This is a genomic window from Methylobacterium sp. Leaf108 (genome assembly GCF_001423265.1).
Lineage (GTDB): Bacteria > Pseudomonadota > Alphaproteobacteria > Rhizobiales > Beijerinckiaceae > Methylobacterium.
Genome location: NZ_LMND01000012.1, coordinates 209,846 through 226,220 on the forward strand (window position 1 = coordinate 209,846; position 16,375 = coordinate 226,220).

Below are 16,375 nucleotides of genomic sequence, written 5' to 3' on the forward strand. Positions count from 1 at the left end.
CCGCGTGCGCTTCCCTCCCCGCAAGGGGGAGGCGAGACGAGTCGGCCCGTTTCCAGTTTGGAAAAGCTCTACCGAATCACGTTCGTCTTCGCCAGATCGAGCACCGCGTCACCGCGTCCGCTCATCACGGCGCGCAGGACGTAGAGGCTGAAGCCCTTCACCTGCTGGCCGTCGATCTTTGGGGGGATCGACAGCTCCTGGCGGTTCACCACCACGTCGAGGACGGCGGGGCCGTCGTGGGCCAGCACCCCGCGGGCGGCGGCCTCCAAGTCGGCCGGGTCCTCGACGCGCACGGCGTGGATGCCGGCGGCCCGGGCCATGGCGGCGAAATCCGGGTTCTCGAGTTCGACGCCGGTCTCGAGATAGCCCGCGGCCTTCATCTCCATCTCGACGAAGCCGAGGGAGCCGTTGTTGAAGATCACCACCTTCACCGGCAGCTTTTCCTGGCGCAGGGTGAGGAGGTCGCCCATCAGCATGGTGAAGCCGCCGTCGCCCGAGAGCGACACCACCTGCCGACCCGGCTGGGCCGCCTGCACGCCGATGGCTTGCGCCATGGCGTTGGCCATGGAGCCGTGCACCCACGATCCCAGCAGCCGGCGCTGACCGTTCATCCTGAGGTAGCGGGCCGCCCAGATCGTCGGGGTGCCGACATCGGCGGTGAAGACCGCGTCCTCGGCCGCCGCCTCGCTCAGGACCTTCGCCAGGTACTGCGGATGGATCGGCGATTTGGTCCCGGCCTTGAGGCCGAACCAGCCCGACTTCGGCGTTCCGGTGGCCAGATCGTCGAGATCCTCGCGGGCCTTGGCGTAGTGCTTCAGGCTCGCATCGAGCCACGCGCGGTCGGCCTTCACCGTGAGCTTGGGCAGGAGCGCCCGCAGGGTGTCGCCGACGTCGCCCACGAGGCCGAGTGCGAGGCGGCTGCGCCGGCCGAGTTGCTCGGGCCGGATGTCGACCTGCGCCACCTTGGCGTCGCCGGGATAGAACTGCTTGTAGGGAAAATCGGTGCCGAGCATCAGCAGCGTCTCGCAGCCCATCATCGCGGCATAGCCCGACGAGAACCCGATCAGCCCGGTCATGCCGACATCGTAGGGATTGTCGTATTCCACGACGTCCTTGCCGCCGAGCGCATGGACGATCGGGCTCTTGAGCCTGCCCGCCACGGCCAGGAGGTCGGCGTGGGCTCCGGCGCAGCCGCGCCCGCACAGCAGGGTGACCTTGGCCGAACCGTTGAGGAGCTCGGCCAGGGCGTCGAGGTCGCGGTCGGCCGGCCTGACCAGCGGACGCGGCGGCTTGAGGCCGGGATTGGGCGAGGCCGCGCGCTTGGGTGCATCCATCTGCGCCACGTCGCCGGGGATGATGACGACGGAGACGCCGCGCTGGCCGATCGCCGCGCGCAGGGCGTTCTCCAGGACGAAGGGCAGCTGGGCCGGGTCCGAGACGACCTCGCAATAATGGCTGCATTGCGTAAACAGCGCCTTGGGGTCGGTCTCCTGGAAGTAGCCCGAGCCGATCTCGGCCGAGGGGATGTGGGCGGCGATGGCCAGCACCGGGGTGCGGCTGCGGTGGCAGTCGAACAGGCCGTTGACGAGGTGGACGTGGCCCGGCCCGCAGGAACCGGCGCAGACGGCGAGCTCGCCGGTGATCTGGCTCTCGGCGCCGGCGGCGAAGGCGCCGACCTCCTCGTGGCGGACGTGGACCCAATCGATGACGCCGCGCGCCCGGATCGATTCCGTCATCGCGTTGAGGCTGTCGCCGACCACCCCGTAGATGCGGCGGACCCCCACCTGCTGCAGGGTCTCGACGAGGACGTCGGCGACGGTGGCGATGCGCATGGTGCGGTTCCCGTGTTCAGGAGCCGAACCGCCGGGTCCGGTCACCCGTTCCCGTGAAACGTCAGGCGCCGATCTCGGCCACCGTCGGGGCGATGACGGCGAACAGGTCGCCCAGGGTCGCCAGGCTCGCCGCCTGCAGGGCCGCGGCCGGCACGATGCCGCCGTCGAGCCCGGGAAGGGCGCGGGTGGCGGTGGCGGAGGCGACCACGGTCGGGCTGAACCCGAGGTTGAAGGCGCCGCGCGCCGTCGAGTTGATGCACATGTGCGTCATGAACCCGGCCAGGATCACCGATTTGACGCCCGCTGCCTCCAGCCGCGCCTGGAGGTCGGTGCCGACGAAGGCGTTCGGAAAAGTCTTCACGATCACCGGCTCGTCGCCCTGCGGTGCGACCTCGGGGCTGATCGCGCCGATCGGCGCGGTGACGTCGTAGGGCGAGCCCGGCCCGGCATCGTGCTGGACGTGGAACACGGGAATGCCGGCGGCGCGGGCGCGGGCGAGCAGGCTTTGGGCCTCCAGCAACGCGGGCTCGACGCCCTCCAACCGCATCACGCCCTCGCGATAGGTGTTCTGCAGGTCGATCATCACGAGGGCGGAGCCGGACAGGGCGGCCGGCGCGGGACTGAGGCCGGAGACATCGCGCAGCGTCTTGAGGGGCGTGTCCGAAGCGGTCATGGCGGTGGTTCCCGATTGTTGGGGCAGGACTCGGCCGCGAACAAGCGGGGTTTGCGGATCGCGGTCAAGACGACACCGAAGATGCACGCGGCACCACGGCATCGGCGTCCGACGCGAAAACCTGTCCCGGCGTCCTCCACGGCCTAGCCTCGCCCGGCGCCGGGCGGCTAAGACTGCCGCGCCACGACCGTGACTTCACGGTCGCCATCGTCCCCTTCCCTGGTCGGCCGGGGTACATCAAGCGGTCAGGACACACGAACCGGATGACCTCGACCCCGCCCGACGACGCCGACCGCAAGGGTCCGACGACGGTCCAGGACACGCCCGCCTCCGCCAGGCAGGCCCCCGGCCCCGAGCCGAAACCCGCGCCCGACATGGCGGCCATGGCGGCATCGGCCCCGGCCAAGCCTTCGCGCATCGATGCTTCGCGTACTGAGTCTTCGCGTACCGAAGCTTCGCGCACGACGCCCTCGCCGGCCGCGACGCAGCCGGGCGCCACGGAGCCCGATCCACGGGCGGCGGCCGGGGAAGCGGCGGCGGCCGCACGCGTCCTCGCCCGTCAGCTCGGCATCCTCGCCGCCGGCGCGGCGCGCTCAGGCGGCCGGCGCGGGCGCAGCGTGATGGGCCGCCTGGCGGCCGGCAGCGCGGCGGCAGGCGCCACCCTGGCCGCGCGGCTGCGCACCAAGCCGGCCCCGGCGGACGTGCCGACGCCACGATCGGGCACCGGGTCCGCGCCACCTCCCGCCACGGGCCGCCGGCGGCAGGTGCCCTTCGCCGTCGGGATGGCCTGCGCCGTCACGGCCTTCGCGATCGCCGGCTACCTCCTGTGGATCCTGGCGACGCTGCCGCCGCTGGGCGGCGTCGTGACGGAGAACGAGCGCCGGGCGATCACGGTGGAGGCCGACGACGGCCGGGTCTTCGCCACGCGCGGCGTGTTCCAGGGCCAGAAGCTGGTGGCCGCCGACCTGCCGCCCCACCTCGCCCAGGCGATCATCGCGATCGAGGACAGGCGGTTCTATTCGCACTGGGGGGTGGACCCGCGCGGCCTCGCCCGGGCGATCTGGCGCAACCTGTCGAGCGGCGGCGTGCGCGAGGGCGCCTCCACCATCACCCAGCAGTACGTCCGCCTGACCTCGCTGACGCAGGAGAAGACCCTGCGGCGCAAGCTGCAGGAGGCCATCCTGGCCCTGCGCGCCGAGAGCCAGATGACCAAGCAGGAGATCCTGCTCGGCTACCTCAACACCGCCTATTTCGGTGCCGGCGCCTACGGCGTCGATGCGGCGGCACGGCGCTACTTCGGCAAGCCGGCCAAGACCCTGACCCTGCCGGAATCGGCGATGCTCGCCGGCCTCGTGCGCGCGCCCTCGCAGCTCTCGCCGACCCGGAACTTCGGCGGCGCCAAGGAGCGCGCCGACGTCGTCCTCCAGACCATGGTCGAGACCGGCGCCATCACCACGGCGGAGGCCGACAAGGCGCGGGCCGAGACCATCACCCTGCGCACGCCGCCCGAGACGCCGCCGGGCACCAACTTCTTCCTCGACGTGGTGGCCGCCGATGCCAAGCGCCTCGCCGACACCACCGGCGACGTCACGGTGCGCACCACCCTGAACCTCGACCTGCAGAGCCTGGCCGAGGGCATCGTCGCCCGCCGCCTCGATGCGGAGGGGGTCAAGAAGAAGGCCTCCCAGGCGGCGATGGTGGTGATGTCGAAGGACGGCGCCATCCTCGCCATGGTCGGCGGCCGCGACTACGAGGAGAGTCAGTTCAACCGGGCGACGCAGGCCAAGCGCCAGCCGGGATCGCTGTTCAAGCTGTTCGTCTACCTCACCGCCTACGAGAAGGGCTACACGCCGGAAACCGTGCTGGTGGATCGGCCGATCCAGATCGGCGAATGGGAGCCGCAGAACTCCAACAACCGTTTTCGCGGGGCGGTGCCGCTGCGCAGCGCCTTCGCCCTCTCCATCAACACCATCGCCGCCCAGATCGCCGACGAGGTCGGCATCCCGGCGGTGATCGAGACCGCCCGTCAGCTCGGCGTCCAATCCGACCTGCCCAACCTGCCGAGCCTCGCCCTCGGCTCGGCCGAGGTGACGCTTCTGGAGATGACCCGCGCCTACACCGGCGTGCTCGCCAACCGCACCGGGCTCGAGAGCTTCGGGGTCCACGCGATCCGCGGCGGCACCCCCCAGCCGCTCTACCTGCGGCCCGAGCCGAAGGCCGGCGTGCCGCTGCCCGGCGAGAGCCGGACGATGATGCTCGATTCGCTCCAGGCGGTGGTCGACGGGGGCACCGGCAAGGCGGCCCGCGTCGCCGGCATTCCCGTCGGCGGCAAGACCGGCACGACCCAGGACTACCGCGATGCCTGGTTCGTCGGGCTCACCCCGGACCTGGTGGTGGGAGTCTGGGTCGGCAACGACGACAACACGTCGATGAACAAGGTCAGCGGCGGCGACCTGCCGGCCGCCATCTTCCGCGACTTCGTCGAACGGGCTTCCGCGCAGATGGCCAAGGCCCGCAAGCGCCCCTCCGCCGCCCGGGCGCAGCCGGCTCCCGCCGCCGCCCCGCCGTCGACGCCGGCGAGCGCCGACCTGCGCGGCGTGCCCGAGGTGATCGACACCGGCACGCTGGCCTTCCGCGGCCGCGTCGTGCGGCTCCTGGGCGTCGAGGGCGAGGGCGGCGCCCTCGCCCGCCAGCTCGCCCGCTACCTGCGTCGCCGCGAGGTCACCTGCGCCGCTCCTCCCGAGCCGGCGGCGGGGACGCCCGGCACGGTCCGCTGCCAGATCGACGGCGACGACCTCGCCTCGCTGATCCTGGCGGCGGGCGGCGGACGGGCGGGCGAGGATGCGCCGGCCGACCTCCTCGCCGCGGAGGAGCAGGCCCGCTCCGAGCGGGCCGGTCTGTGGCGGCGCGAGCGATGAGACGACACGACGCTTTCCGGCCGAAAGACCCCATGCCATAGTGCCGCGAGGCGACGCTCAAGGTCGCGCATGGAGGTGGGCGGATGGCATTCTTCCTCGGGATCGGCGGACCCTGGATCGTCCTGATGATCCTCGACCTCCTGTCGACGAAGCGTGATCTCGACACGCTCCCCGCCGAGCAGCGGCGGCCCTGGAACGAACGCCTGGAATATCTGCTCCAGCACCGCGATCCGGTGCCCTCCCCGATCCGGCGGCGCGGCTGAGGCCGCTGGGAACCCACACTCCGGCGTCGGGAGAGACCGCAACCTCTGCCGCCTGAGACACGATCGGGCAGGCCGCTGGCGCGTCGCTCCCGGCGCGACGTTCGTCAGGGATCAACGATGCCGCCTGCCGGTTCCCATGGCGAAAGCCACCTCATCGACCGGATCGGTTGGCTCCGGGCGGCCGTGCTCGGCGCCAACGACGGCCTCGTGTCGACGGCGAGCCTGATCGTCGGCGTCGCCGCCTCGGCGGCGGCATCGAGCGAGATCCTGGTGGCGGGCTGCGCCGGGCTCGTGGCCGGTGCCATGTCGATGGCGGCCGGCGAATACGTCTCCGTCAGTTCGCAGGCGGATACCGAGCGGGCGGACCTGGCCCGCGAACGCGCCGAACTGCTGCAGGATCCTGCCGCCGAACGCGAGGAGCTGGCGGGGATCTACGTGGCGCGCGGCCTCGACCACAACCTCGCCCGGCGGGTGGCCGACCAGCTGATGGCCAAGGACGCGCTGGGCGCCCACGCCCGCGACGAACTCGGCATCTCCGAATTCACCACCGCCCGGCCGATCCAGGCGGCGCTGACCTCGGCCGCAACGTTCTCGGCCGGCGCGGCCCTGCCGCTCGCGGTCGCCTGGGCGTCTCCGGCCCACCTCGTCGTCTACCTGGTCTCGGGCGCGTCGCTGGTGTTCCTGGCCGGGCTCGGGGCACTCGGCGCCAGGGCGGGCGGGGCCGGGGTTCTGCGCGCCACCCTGCGCGTGGCGTTCTGGGGCGCCCTCGCCATGGCGGTAACGGCGGGTATCGGCCGCCTCGTCGGCACGGCGGTCTGACCCGACGACCGTCGTCGTCCGAGACCGTCGTTGTCCGAGACCGCCGTCAGCGGGCGCGATGGCGCGAGGCCGTCGCCACGAGGCCGTAGAGCACCCCGGCGTTGAGGAGATGCCAGAGGAAATGCGTGCCCATGGGCAGGCTCGGGCAGAGCGCCGTATCGACGGTGCGCAGGGTGAGCGAGAGGGCGAACAGCGCCGCGAGGCCGATGAGCGCCCAAGAGGACCGTCGCGCCGACGCCTCTTGTCCTTTCGTCAGGCGCAGGGCCGCGGCGACGCCCACGAGGGCGAGCACCGCCGGCAGGTAGGACAGCGAGCCGTTCGTCCGCAGACCGAGCGAAGGCCCGGCGATCGCGTCGAGAGCCGGCTCCAGACCGATGTTGAAGCCGGCGAACGACAGCGTGACGAGGATGGCCGCCGCGCTGCCCAGCCCGAGGAAACGGCGCATCGCCAGCAGGAAGTAGGCGTAGATGAACAGCGCGATCGGGACGACGTCGGCAAAGAGCGACCAGCGTACCGCGACGGTGTGGAACAGGAAGGAGCCGAGGCCGACGACGGCGATCAGGCCGGCCAGGGCCAGGGCGGCCGGATCGGCGGCCGCCGCCCGCCGCTCGCGCCGGAGCAAGGCGACGGCGGCGAGCAGGAAGGCCCCGTTCGAGACGGCATTGAGCGGCTCGGCCCAGAACGACGCATCGCCGCGCTCGCAATAGGCCCGGATGGGGGCGAACCAGGTCTCGGTCACGGCACGGCTCCCGGTTGCGGCGGCGCGAGGGCCACGGCTCGCCTTGCCAGCGGCCTGCGAAGGCCCGATGACGGGCCGCCCCTCCTCTCGCCAGCCAGATCAGAGCCCATGCGGATCGCCACCTGGAACGTCAATTCGATCAAGCAGCGGGTCGGGCATCTCACGGCCTTCCTCACGCAGGCCAAGCCCGACGTGGTCTGCCTGCAGGAGCTGAAATGCCAGGACGTGGCCTTCCCGCGCGACGAGATCGCGGCGGCGGGGTATACCGTCGAGACCCTGGGCCAGAAGGCCTACAACGGCGTCGCGCTGCTGGTGCGCGCGCCGCTGGCCATGAGCGAGATCCGCCGCGGCCTGCCGGGCGACGAGGCCGACGAGCAGGCCCGCTACATCGAGGCGCTGATCTCCGGCGAGGATCTGGCGCCGGTACGGGTGGCCTCGATCTACCTCCCCAACGGCAACCCGGCGCCGGGACCGAAGTACGACTACAAGCTCGCCTTCATGGGCCGCCTGCGCGCCCATGCCCGCCGGCTGCTGGAAGCCGAGGAGGCGCTGGTTCTGGCGGGCGACTACAACGTCATTCCCGAGCCGGAGGATGCCGCCAACCCCGAGGCCTGGGTCGCCGACGCGCTGTTCCTGCCTCCGACCCGCGCCGCGTTCCGCGCGCTGTTGGCGGAAGGGTTCACCGAGGCGCTGCGGGCCTGCGACGGGAGCAGCGGCCTCTACACCTTCTGGGACTACCAGGCCGGCTGCTGGCAACGGAACGCCGGCATCCGCATCGACCACCTGCTGCTCTCGCCCCAGGCCGCAGACCGGCTGGTCTCGGCATCCGTGGACAAATCCCAGCGCGGCCTCGAGAAGCCCTCCGACCACGTGCCGGTGACGGTGGACCTCGCCGATCGCTGAACCCGGACCCATATGGAGCGCGACGACCGCGCCCCGCTTCCCTCCCGGGCCCGGTCGCTTCTACCCACCTCAGGAACGCTTCCGCATGATCCTCTACGGCACCAGCCTGTCTCCCTACGTCCGCAAGATCCTCGTCGCCCTGGCCGAAAAGGGTGTCGAGGCCGAACACAACCCCTGCTTCTTCCATTCCCCCGACGCGGCCTTCCAGTCGGCGAGCCCGCTGGGCAAGATCCCGGCGATCGACGACGGCGGCTTCAAGCTCGCCGATTCTTCCGCGATCCTGTTCTACATCGAGGCCAACCACCCGACGCCGGCCCTGCTGCCCACCGAGGCCAAGGCGCGCGGCCGCGCGATCTGGTTCGACAAGTTCGGCGACACCGAGCTGTTTCCCGTGCTGATCACGCCGTTCTTCAACCGAGTGGTGAAGCCCAAGATGATGGGCCAGCCCTGCGACGACGCGGCGATCGACAAGGCCCTCACCGTGGACCTGCCCAAGCTCTACGACTACCTCGAGACCCAGGTCGACGGCCCCTACCTCGTGGGCAACGCCTTCTCGATCGCCGACATCTCCATCGTCACCGGCTTCCACAACCTGAAGCTCGCCGGCGAGGAGGTCGATGCGGGCCGCTGGCCCAAGCTCGCGGCCTATGTGGCGGCGACGCTGGAGCGGCCGTCGTTCGTGAAGGCGGTGTCGGCCTCCACCGGCGGCTGACCGCGGCATCGCTTGGCGGTTCGTATCCCGCGCTGATCAGGCCGCGTCGTGTTCCAGATGGTACGGCTTGATCAGCAGGGCCACCGGCAACTTCCAGGCGTCGCTGATCGCACGGATCTGGTCCGAGGTCAGGCGCTGTGGTCGCTCCGCGCGCAATGAAACAGGGCACGCCACGCGGGTTCTCTCCGTGGGTGCTTGCCCTGGAAGGCCGGAAGACTGCGCTCAGCGACGACCTGCATTCAACGCCGCCGCTTGGCCGATCCCGTCACCTGGGTCTGCACCTGTGTCTGCGCCTCGGCGCGGTCGGTCTCGCTGGCCTGGGTCCAGGCCTTGTCGTAGAGGGCGACGATCCAGTCGTCCTTGCGGCCCTGCGCGGCTTCGCGGGCGAGCGACAGCCACATCAGGCCGCGCGAGCGCTGGACCGGCACGCCCTGGCCGTTGATGAGCAGTTGGCCGAGCAGCGCCTGGGCCGGGGCATGCCCCTTCTCCGCGGCGAGGTTGAACCAGCGCGCGGCCTGGCGCGGATCGGATTCGACGCCGGTGCCATCGAGGTAGAGCCGCGCGAGGTTGTACTGCGCGTTCGGGTCGCCGAAGTACGAGGCCGCGTAATTGAACATGTCGTAGGCGCGCTCGGGGTTGGGGCGCACGTAGGTGCCCTTGATCCCGTCGAGGAAATAGGCGCCGAGCGCCGTGAAGGCGCTGGCCACCACGCCCGAGTTCTGGGCGTCGGGGCCGTCGTCGGTGGTGTCGTCGGCGATCCGGGAGAAGAACTCGAAGGCCTTGAGGTCGTCGTGGGGCACGCCGTCGCCCTCGGCGTACATGCGGCCGAGCTTCCACAACGCGAGGGCGTGGCCCTGGCCGGCGGCGTATTCGAGGGCGCGCGCCGCGCCCTCCTTGTCGCCGGCGTTGTAGTCGCGCACGCCCGAGCGCAGGGCCTCGCGGGCGGTGCGATAGTTCCCGGCCGGCACGGGCGTGCGGGCGGCCGCATCGAGGGCCTGGCTCGGCGGGATGCCGGGCAGCAGTGTCCCGGCCACGACCGCGGCCGCCGCCAGGGCGAGGCGCAGCCGAGCGGAAACCGCGGGCCGGCCGGGATCGGCCCCGGCCGGCCGCACGGGCCGGCTGAGGTCAGTCCTAGACATCCGCATAGGCCTGAAGCTCCTCGGCGCCGCCCGGATGGGTCACCGCGCCGTCCACCGCAGGCCCGACGGTCTGCATGTATTTCCAGAGATAGCCCGAGGTCGCGGAGTTGGTCCGCGGCGTCCAGGCGGCCCGGCGCGCCGCCATCTCGTCGTCCGACAGGGCGACGTCGAGGGTGCCCTTGATCGCGTCGAGCGTGATGACGTCGCCGTCGCGGATCAGGCCGATCGGCCCGCCGATGGCGGCTTCCGGCCCGACGTGGCCGACGCAGAAGCCGCGGGTGGCGCCCGAAAAGCGCCCGTCGGTGATGAGCGCGACCTTGTCGCCCATGCCCTGGCCGTAGAGGGCGGCGGTGGTCGACAGCATCTCGCGCATGCCCGGGCCGCCCTTCGGGCCCTCGTAGCGGATGACGAGAACCTCGCCCTCCTTGTAGGTGCGCTTCTGGACCGCCTCGAAGCAGGCTTCCTCGCCGTCGAACACCCGGGCCGGGCCGGTGAACACCTGCTTGTCGGGGCCCATGCCGGCGACCTTCACGATGGCGCCTTCGGGAGCGAGGTTGCCGCGCAGGCCCACGACGCCGCCGGTGACGGTGATGGGGGCGTTGGCCGGGCGGACCACGTCCTGGTCCGGGTTCCAGGCCACGTGCTCCATGTTCTCGGCCATGGTGCGGCCGGTGACGGTCAGGCAGTCGCCGTGCATGAAGCCGTGGTCGAGCAGCGTCTTCATGAGGAGCGGGATGCCGCCGACCTCGAACATGTCCTTGGCGACATAGCGCCCGCCCGGCTTCAGGTCGGCGATGTAGGGCGTGCGCTTGAAGATCTCGGCGACGTCGAACAGGTCGAACTTGATGCCGCACTCGTGCGCGATCGCCGGCAGGTGCAGCGCCGCGTTGGTGGAGCCGCCCGAGGCCGCCACGGCGGCCGCGGCGTTCTCCAGGGACTTGCGCGTGACGATGTCGCGCGGGCGGATGTTCTTGGCGATGAGCTCCATCACCTTCTCGCCCGCGGTCATGCAGAATCTGTCGCGGATCTCGTAGGGGGCGGGCGCGCCGGCCGAATAGGGCAGCGCCAGGCCGATCGCCTCGGAGACCGTGGCCATGGTGTTGGCGGTGAACTGGGCGCCGCAGGCCCCGGCCGAGGGACAGGCGACCTGCTCCAGCTCGTCGAGGTCTTCGAGGCTCATGTCGCCGACGGCGTGCTTGCCCACCGCCTCGAACAGGTCCTGCACGGTGACCGGCTTGCCGCGGAACGAGCCGGGCAGGATCGAGCCGCCATAGATGAAGATCGACGGCACGTTGAGGCGCACCATGGCCATCATCATGCCGGGCAGGGACTTGTCGCAGCCGGCCAGGCCCACGAGGGCGTCGTAGGCATGGCCGCGCATGGTCAGCTCGACGGAATCGGCGATGACCTCGCGCGAGGGCAGCGAGGCGCGCATGCCGGCGTGGCCCATGGCGATGCCGTCGGTGACGGTGATGGTGCAGAACTCGCGCGGGGTGCCGTTGGCGGCCGAGACGCCCTTCTTCACCGCCTGCGCCTGGCGCATCAGCGAGATGTTGCAGGGCGCCGCCTCGTTCCAGCAGGAGGCCACGCCGACCAGCGGCTGGTAGATCTGCTCCTTGGTGAGGCCCATGGCGTAGAGATACGAGCGGTGCGGCGCCCGTTCGGGCCCCTCCGTGACGTGACGGCTCGGAAGTTTCGACTTGTCTGTGGTCCGCACGTCCATCGCCTGTCCCGCGCCCCGGTCCGTTGTGCATGGACGCCGGATCGTCCCCTTCGCGGATGCGGGCGCGCTCACCGCCGGCGAGGCGATGGGGCGACCGGTTCGGCGCGTTGGGCGAATGACCCGAAATCCTGCGGTAACGCGTTGGGGAAAAAGCCGTTTACCGCGGATGCTGAGGTGGTCCCGGTTTATGGCGGGATCGCGGCGAATGAGGGCGTCTCCCAAGGCGATGTCGGGATGCTTTTGGGGTGTGTCGGCACCGCCACAGCCACGGTTCGACCGGACACCCCTGCCCTTCTCCGGAGGACGCGTTTGGGCGCGAGGGCGGGCAGGAGCGCCCCGCCCGCCGACGCCTCACCGGGATCGCGGCGAGAACCGCAGCCACCTCCGGCCGGACCTAGCCGGCGGGATCGGACGCCGTCGTCATGGCACGGGCGGCCGCTGCCGGCTCGCCCCCCCGCCTCACGCGGGTGAGCGTTTCCGGCTTCGCCCCGCAACCTTCGCCCCGCAACGCCTGGGATGCGGTCAGGCCGCGCGCACCGTCGCGAGGAAACGCGTGACCTCGGCCGACAGGTGCTCGGACTGGCGCGACAGCTCGGAGGCCGCGCCCAGCACCTGGGTCGCGGCCGCGCCGGTCTCCTCGGCGGCCCCCGCCACGCTGGCGATATTGGCCGTGACGTCGCCGGTGCCGCTCGACGCCTGCGCCACGTTGCGCACGATCTCCTGCGTCGCTGCGCCCTGCTCCTCGACGGCGGCCGCGATAGAGGTGGCGACCCCGGAGATTTCCTGGATGCGATCGGTGATGACGCCGATGGCCGTGACCGCCTGACCCGTCGAGGTCTGGATGCGGGCGATCTGGCTGGAGATCTCCTCCGTCGCCCGGGTCGTCTGGCCGGCCAGGTCCTTGACCTCGGCGGCGACCACCGCGAAGCCCCGCCCCGCCTCGCCCGCGCGGGCCGCCTCGATGGTGGCGTTGAGCGCCAGGAGGTTGGTCTGGCTGGCAATGGACGAGATGAGCCCGACGACGTCTCCGATGCGGGCCGCGGCCCCGCTCAGCTCCTGGACCAGCGCACCGGTGCGGTCGGCCTCGAACACCGCCTTGCGCGCCAGTTCGGCCGAGCCGTCGACCTGCCGTCCGATCTCCTGGACCGACGAACCGAGCTCTTCGGCCGCGGCCGCGACGGTGCTGACGTTGGTGGCCGCCTCCTCGGCGGCGGTGGCGACGCTGATCGATTGCGTCGCCGTCTCCGTCGCCGTGGCGGTCATCGTCCGGGCGGTGGCCTGCAACTCGGTGGCCGAGGCCGACACCATGCCGATGACACCGCCGACCGCGGTCTCGAAATCGTCCGCCATCTGGCGCATGCCGGCCTTGCGCTGCTCCTCGGCGGCCAGACGCGCATCGGCCGTCTCGGCCTCGATGCGACGGGCCCGGACGAGATTGTCCTTGAAGACCGCGACGGCGCTGGCCATCGCGCCGATCTCGCTGCGCTCGCCCGCATGCGGGACGCCGACGGTGGTGTCGCCCTGCGCCACCGTCTCCATCACGCCGGCCATCCGCCGGACGGGCACCGAGATCGTGGTGACGGCGATGCAGCCGATCGCCACGGTGACCGCCGCGACCAGGGCCAGGACGACGGCGATGCCGAAGCGACCGCTCTCACCGAGGGCGGTGGCCGCGACGGCGGCCTGCTTCGCGGAGGTTTCGTTGAAGTCGAGTTCGGCCTTCAAGGCGGCACGGGCGGCGTTGAGGGCCGGCAGCATGCCGTCGAGCAGGTGATCGCGCGCGCCCTTCACGTCGGCATCGTGCAGACGCTGCAGAAACTCCTCGCCCAGCGCGGCATAGGCCGGGACGGTCGTGGCGACGGCCTTCCACAGAGCCTCTTCGCCCTTGCTGACCAGGGGGGCGTAATCGGCCAGGTCCTTGGCGATATCGGCCTTGCTCGCCTGCAGCCGCACGAGGGACTGCGGACGGCGCTCGTCGCTGGAGACGAAATAGGCGAGCTGCCGGCTTCGCAGCGTCTCGAAGTTCGTGGCGAGGCGCCCCAGAATCCGCGTCGACGGCAGCGCGTTGCCGCCGATCTCGTCGGTGGCGACGCTCAGGGCCTGGAGCCGGACGTAGGAGAATGCGCCCAGTCCGGAGGTCAGGGCGAACAGCATCACCAGCGCACCAATGAGGCGCGCGCGAATCGTGAAGTTTGACAGCATGACGTTCGCCCCAGCGTGACACTACACCTATCGATACGCTGGTTAATTCAGGTTTAAGGGCACCGCATCGCACCATAGGGCGCCCGGACTTGAACCGACCCGACAGGCGCGAAGACTTGCACCGTCGTAAGGTCCATTCACCGCGAGAGCGATGCGACCGGCGAACGACGGAGCGCGCGGCGTCCGAAGACGGACGCCATCCGTGCCGCCGAGCGCGCTGAACGTCACGCGATCGACCCACCGCCCGTGACAGGCCGTGCGGGGCCCGGTCTTTGTCGAAGGAAATCGGTATTGGGATTGGCTGGGGCGCCAGGATTCCCAGCACACCCCAACCAAGCCCTTGATCCACAAGCAACATGCTGTTTCCGTTGCGTTTTTAGGCGAGACTGTTACGACTGACTGTTACGGCGAGCCGACCCGGCTACGCCCGAGAACGACCCATGTGCCTCGCCTCGAATATCGCCCGTCGCGCCGGCTCCGCGAGCTACTACGCCCGCCTTGGGGTGCCGAAAGATCTCCAGCAGATCATGGGCAAGAAGGAGCTGTGGAAGTCGCTCAACACCAAGAACGCGCGCGAGGCGAAGGAGCGGGCGCATGAGGTGCTAGCCGAATGGCACGCCGAGTTCGCCGAGCTTCGCCGACGCCGTGACGCGGTGCCCGCCACTGCCGACGCCCTCGCCACCGAGACTTGGGAGCATTACCGGGCCGAGATCGAGCATCAGCAGGACGAGCGCCGCCGGCTCCCATCTTCCGACGAGATCAGGCAAGCGCAGTCCGCCGCAGCCCGCACGATCCGTGATGAGTCCATCACCGATCCGATGGCGCAGCTCGCCGCCGCCGCCGAAGCCTTATTGATCCGCGACCAAGCAGAGCATGACCGAGACATTCGCCGGTACCGCAAGGCCGAGTTGGAGAAGCACATCGCGGGCGGCGAAACGGTCCTTGTTGCCGATGCGGCACGGGAGATCATCCGGGCGCGGAACTACGCCATCGAGCCGGGCTCCGGCGAATGGCGCGATCTCTGCCACCGCCTGATGCGCGCGGAGATCGAGGCGTTGCGCCGTGCTGAAGAGCATGACCGGGGCGACTACACGGGCAAGCTTCGCGATCCGATCATCAAGCCGCCGCTCCGGCTCGTTCAGGCGCCCATCGCCGCGCCGGGGGAGGGCGTGCTGGAGCTGTACGACGTGTTCGCTGCCGAGAACCCGCGCGGCGTGAAGCCCGACACGCTGCGCATGAACCGCGAAATCGTCGGCTGGTTCGCGCAGCACGTCGGGCAGACCTTCCCGGCGAGCGCCATCGACAAGAAGTCCGTAAGAGAGTGGAAGCAGGCCCTTGGCAAGTTCCCGATCAAGGCGGCTGAAGTGCGAGAGCTCCGCGGCTTGTCGTTCAAGAAGATCATCACCGCGAACGAGCACTTGAAGCGCCCGACGCTCTCCGACCGAACCGTCAACAAATACCTCTCGGCCCTCGGCGCGTTCTGCCAATGGCTGATGCAGAACGGTCACATCGACGCCAACCCAGTTGACGGCATGCACCTGGGCAAGGGCAACGGGCAAGGGAAAATCCGTCCCTACACCTCCGATCAACTCACGCACATCTTCGCCTCGCCGCTCTTCACGAGCTGCCTGTCAGAGGACGCGCCGCATCGGCCCGGCAATCTGCAAATCCGCGATCACCGCTATTGGCTCCCGCTCCTGTCGCTGTTCACGGGCGCCCGCATGGGCGAATTGGCGCAGCTTCTCACGGCCGACGTGCGCCAGGATCGCGGCCGGTGGATCATCCACATCACCCGCGAGGGCGACGACGCGAAGACAACGAAGACTAAGGGATCGCAGCGGGTACTCCCGGTGCATCCCGAGCTGGAGCGCCTGGGCTTCATCGCCTTCCACGCCGAGCGGGTCGCAGTAGGAGGCGCTCGCTTGTTTCCCGAGATCAAGCCGGATGCGCGCGGGCAGCTCGCCGGCAATTACTCCCGGTTCTGGGGTCGCTACGTGAAGCGCATCGGCGTGAAGGACGATGCCAGCGTCAACTTCCACTCGTTCCGCCACGGCATGGCCGACGCCCTGCGCCGAGCCGGCTACCGCGATGAGGAATTCGGCTTTCTGCTCGGGCATACACAGGCAACGACAACGGGCCGCTACGGCATTCTGGCAGAGGGCGAGCTGATGCAGCGCTGCGCCATGATAGATGCCGTCAGCTTCCCTGGGCTTGACCTGTCTCAGCTTGCCTCGACTATGGCAGTGTCACGCTGAAGACGCGCCACGCCGCGATCCTGAAAATCCCGCACTACGCTGCTGCAATTCATGCTGTTGACCCTTTGCGGATGCTGGGGAGGTCCGCTTCGGGGCAAGCGCGACCAGCCTCGTGCGCGCTCCTCCGGCGTGATGTTGCAGCCTTGAGCTTGGCAGTTTACGCGAGGCCTCCCTATGGTGGCGTGATCATCGCGTTG

Annotated in this window: 13 protein-coding genes; 6 read left to right on the forward strand and 7 right to left on the reverse strand. The window is 70.3% G+C overall.

The annotated features are described in order from the left end of the window. Positions 1–68: 68 nt before the first annotated feature. Together poxB and ASF39_RS09220 are read right to left on the reverse strand one after the other, a co-directional pair. Positions 69–1,832 (reverse strand): ubiquinone-dependent pyruvate dehydrogenase, encoded by a 1,764-nt coding sequence (gene poxB / locus ASF39_RS09215; RefSeq protein WP_056282979.1) that lies wholly within the window; start codon positions 1,830–1,832, stop codon positions 69–71. A gap of 61 nt (positions 1,833–1,893) precedes the next feature. Then, positions 1,894–2,505, reverse strand: a complete 612-nt coding sequence (locus ASF39_RS09220) for a cysteine hydrolase family protein (protein ID WP_056282984.1) — start codon at positions 2,503–2,505, stop codon at positions 1,894–1,896. A 263-nt stretch (positions 2,506–2,768) separates the two neighbouring features. On the opposite strand from ASF39_RS09220, the gene ASF39_RS09225 reads away from it, so the two are divergent. From ASF39_RS09225 to ASF39_RS09235, 3 genes are all read left to right on the forward strand, one after another. Further along, entirely contained in the window at positions 2,769–5,423 is a 2,655-nt protein-coding gene (locus ASF39_RS09225; protein ID WP_244472330.1) for a PBP1A family penicillin-binding protein, read from the forward strand. Between the two features lie 83 nt (positions 5,424–5,506). After that, entirely contained in the window at positions 5,507–5,686 is a 180-nt protein-coding gene (locus ASF39_RS09230; RefSeq protein ID WP_055887606.1) for a hypothetical protein, read from the forward strand. Between the two features lie 117 nt (positions 5,687–5,803). Continuing rightward, complete coding sequence (locus ASF39_RS09235; RefSeq protein WP_056282987.1) at positions 5,804–6,505, forward strand: VIT family protein; 702 nt, start codon at positions 5,804–5,806, stop codon at positions 6,503–6,505. 46 nt (positions 6,506–6,551) lie between these two features. On the opposite strand, the gene ASF39_RS09240 is transcribed toward ASF39_RS09235, so the two are convergent. Further along, positions 6,552–7,244, reverse strand: coding sequence for a ceramidase domain-containing protein (locus ASF39_RS09240; RefSeq protein WP_056282992.1), 693 nt, complete (start codon positions 7,242–7,244; stop codon positions 6,552–6,554). A 108-nt stretch (positions 7,245–7,352) separates the two neighbouring features. Here ASF39_RS09240 and xth point away from each other — a divergent pair, with 108 nt between their 5' ends. Beyond that, positions 7,353–8,147 carry an exodeoxyribonuclease III gene (gene xth, locus ASF39_RS09245; protein WP_056282995.1) on the forward strand — a complete coding sequence of 265 codons (795 nt, stop codon included), beginning with the start codon at positions 7,353–7,355 and terminating at the stop codon, positions 8,145–8,147. Positions 8,148–8,232: 85 nt separating this feature from the next. Beyond that, on the forward strand, positions 8,233–8,859 hold the full coding sequence (locus ASF39_RS09250; protein WP_055887586.1) for a glutathione S-transferase family protein: 627 nt from the start codon (positions 8,233–8,235) through the stop codon (positions 8,857–8,859). Positions 8,860–8,895: 36 nt separating this feature from the next. On the opposite strand, the gene ASF39_RS22045 is transcribed toward ASF39_RS09250, so the two are convergent. From ASF39_RS22045 to ASF39_RS09265, 4 genes are all read right to left on the reverse strand, one after another. Further along, a complete protein-coding gene (locus ASF39_RS22045; protein ID WP_210168663.1) occupies positions 8,896–9,033 on the reverse strand; it encodes a hypothetical protein in 138 nt (45 codons plus the stop codon). A gap of 65 nt (positions 9,034–9,098) precedes the next feature. Next, on the reverse strand, positions 9,099–10,004 hold the full coding sequence (locus ASF39_RS09255; RefSeq protein ID WP_055887584.1) for a tetratricopeptide repeat protein: 906 nt from the start codon (positions 10,002–10,004) through the stop codon (positions 9,099–9,101). Next, complete coding sequence (ilvD, locus tag ASF39_RS09260; protein ID WP_056282996.1) at positions 9,991–11,721, reverse strand: dihydroxy-acid dehydratase; 1,731 nt, start codon at positions 11,719–11,721, stop codon at positions 9,991–9,993. Before ilvD ends, ASF39_RS09255 begins: the two co-directional genes overlap by 14 nt. Before the next feature lie 522 nt (positions 11,722–12,243). Then, positions 12,244–13,923, reverse strand: a complete 1,680-nt coding sequence (locus ASF39_RS09265; RefSeq protein ID WP_056282999.1) for a methyl-accepting chemotaxis protein — start codon at positions 13,921–13,923, stop codon at positions 12,244–12,246. A 440-nt stretch (positions 13,924–14,363) separates the two neighbouring features. Here ASF39_RS09265 and ASF39_RS09270 point away from each other — a divergent pair, with 440 nt between their 5' ends. Further along, positions 14,364–16,178, forward strand: coding sequence for a site-specific integrase (locus ASF39_RS09270; RefSeq protein WP_056283002.1), 1,815 nt, complete (start codon positions 14,364–14,366; stop codon positions 16,176–16,178). Positions 16,179–16,375 lie beyond the last annotated feature (197 nt).